At 73.6% G+C, this 1,840-nt stretch carries 2 protein-coding genes; both read left to right on the forward strand.

Annotated features, from left to right (window positions below; genetic code table 11):
* A partial coding sequence (locus G6028_RS03000) for a FecCD family ABC transporter permease (protein WP_422110517.1) occupies positions 1-1,048 on the forward strand: 1,048 nt, incomplete at its 5' end.
* Positions 1,045-1,827: an ABC transporter ATP-binding protein gene (locus G6028_RS03005; protein WP_179523955.1), complete on the forward strand. Its 783-nt coding sequence runs from the start codon at positions 1,045-1,047 to the stop codon at positions 1,825-1,827. The genes G6028_RS03000 and G6028_RS03005, both read left to right, overlap by 4 nt.
* The last annotated feature ends 13 nt before the right edge of the window (positions 1,828-1,840 follow it).

Genomic DNA, 1,840 nt, shown 5'->3' on the forward strand with positions numbered 1-1,840 from the left:
GACCGGCCCGCGCCGCGGCAGGCGGCCACTCGGACTGGTCCTCGCTCCGCTGCTGGGGCTTCTCGCCCTGGCCGTGGCGGTGGGGGTCTCTCTGGGGTCGGTGTCCATCCCCCTCGGAGACGTCTGGGCGATCGTCGCCCACCGCGTGGCCCCGGGGTCCTTCACCCCGTGGTGGTCCGAGGCCCGCGAGGCGATCGTGATCGAGTCCCGGCTGCCGAGGTCGCTCATGGCGGCGGCGGTGGGCGCGTCCCTCGCGGTGGCGGGAGGCGTCGCCCAGGCGGTCACGCGCAACCCACTGGCCGACCCGTACCTGCTGGGGGTGTCGTCCGGGGCCGGCTTCGGCGTCGTCGTCCTGACCGTCCTGGGCGTGGGTGCCGGGATGTGGGGCGTCTTCACGCTCCCGATGGCCGCCTTCCTCGGCGCCCTGCTGCCACTGGCCGGGGTGGTCCTGGTGGCCCGTCGCGCGCACGACACCACGGCGATCGTGCTGGTGGGGGCGGCCCTGACGATGATGTTCGGCGCGCTCAACACGTTCACGCTGTTGGTGTTGGGCGACGACCACCAACTGGGCACCGTCATGCGCTGGCTGGCCGGCGGGTTCGGTGACGCCGGGTGGACCATGCTCCTGGCCCCGGTCTCGATCCTCGCTGTCGCGGGCGTCCTGGTGATGCTGTCCAGCCGCCACCTGGACCTCCTCCTGACCGGCGACGACGGCGCCACGGCCATGGGCATGAACGTCCCGCGGTTCCGGCTGCTCATGTTGCTGCTGGTCTCGATGCTCACCGCGGGGGCGGTGGCGGTCTCCGGGACCATCGGGTTCATCGGACTGCTCATCCCGCACCTCGCCGGGTACGTCACCGGGCGCACGTCGGCCCGGTTACTGCCGACGGCCGCGGTGCTCGGGGCGGTGGCCCTGGTGCTGGCCGACATCGCGGCCCGGTCCGTCAGCGACGGTGCCGAGCTCCCGGTGGGCGTCGTCACGGGGATCGTGGGGGGTCCGGTGTTCCTGATCATGCTGTGGCGGCGCTACGGAAGGTCGGCGACGTGACCACACTGACCGCGGCCGACGTCTCCACCGACCTCGGGGGTCGCCGGATCCTCGAGGGGGTGGACCTGACCATCGCACCCGGCCGGGTCACCGCGCTGGTGGGCCCCAACGGCAGTGGCAAGACGACCCTGCTGCGCACCTGCTACCGGGCCCTGCCCACGACCGCCGGACTGGTGCGCCTCGACGGCGACGACATCACCTCGCTCCGCCGGCGGGCCCTGGCGCGGACGGTGGGCGTGAGCACTCAGGAGCCGGTCTCGTTGGGTGGCATCACGGTCCGGGAGTCGGTGCGACTGGGCCGGACGGTGACACGCGGGCTGTTCGAGCCGTTCGGGACCGACGACGCCGACGTGGTGGACACCGTGCTCGACCGTGTGGGGTTGGCCGGGTTGGCGGCCCGCGACGTCCTGGCCCTGTCGGGGGGCGAACGCCAGCGGGTGTCGATCGCCCGGGCGTTGGCGCAGCAGCCGGAGGTGCTCCTGCTGGACGAGCCCACCAACCACCTCGACCTGCACCAGCAGCTCTCGGTCCTGGCGCTGCTGCGGGAGCTGGCGGCCGGCGGGTTGGCGGTCCTGCTGACGCTCCACGACCTCCGGATGGCCACCGAGTACTGCGACGCGATGGTGGTCCTCGACGAGGGCCGGGTGGTGGCGACCGGTGCGCCCGAGGAGGTGCTCGATCCCGCCCTCCTGGCCGAGGTGTTCAGGGTCCGCGGGCAGGTGCGGCCGCGGCCGGGCGGCGGCCGCACGCTGGACGTCTGGGGACTCGCCGATGAGTGACCCCGCGCCCGGC

The sequence above is a fragment of the Dietzia cercidiphylli genome (assembly GCF_014145145.1).
In the GTDB taxonomy this organism is placed as follows: Bacteria; Actinomycetota; Actinomycetes; order Mycobacteriales; family Mycobacteriaceae; genus Dietzia; species Dietzia natronolimnaea.